General features: G+C 58.9%; 2 protein-coding genes. Both read left to right on the forward strand.

The window, feature by feature from the left end:
- Positions 1-10: 10 nt before the first annotated feature.
- Positions 11-169 (forward strand): hypothetical protein, encoded by a 159-nt coding sequence (locus M3P88_RS15820; RefSeq protein ID WP_249616956.1) that lies wholly within the window; start codon positions 11-13, stop codon positions 167-169.
- A gap of 19 nt (positions 170-188) precedes the next feature.
- On the forward strand, positions 189-443 hold a 255-nt coding region (locus M3P88_RS15825; RefSeq protein ID WP_249616955.1), incomplete at its 3' end, for a proton-translocating transhydrogenase family protein.

The raw sequence follows: 443 nt of genomic DNA on the forward strand, positions 1-443 counted from the left end.
CCTGCCGGGCATGCTGGCGGCCGATGCCTCCAGCCTGTACGCCAAGAACCTGCTTACCTTCCTCAGCCTGATGCTGTCCAAAGACGGCTTCAAGCTGGACATGGAAGACGATCTGCTGGCCGCCACCCTGGTGACGCACGCAGGCGAAGTGCGCTTCGGCAACAAGTAAACCCTCAAGGAATCGAATCATGGTTGATCCGTTTATCACCAGCTTTACCATCTTCGTGCTGGCCGTCTTCGTCGGTTACCACGTGGTGTGGAACGTCACCCCGGCGCTGCACACCCCGCTGATGGCCGTGACCAACGCCATCTCCGGCATCATCATCGTCGGCGCCCTGCTGCAGGTGGTCGATATCGGTGGCGAAACCATTACCGTCACTTCGGTACTGGGCACCATCGGCGTCTTCCTCGCCAGCATCAATATCTTCGGTGGCTTTATGGTT

The organism is Craterilacuibacter sp. RT1T (genome assembly GCF_023502145.1).
Lineage (GTDB): Bacteria > Pseudomonadota > Gammaproteobacteria > Burkholderiales > Chromobacteriaceae > Craterilacuibacter.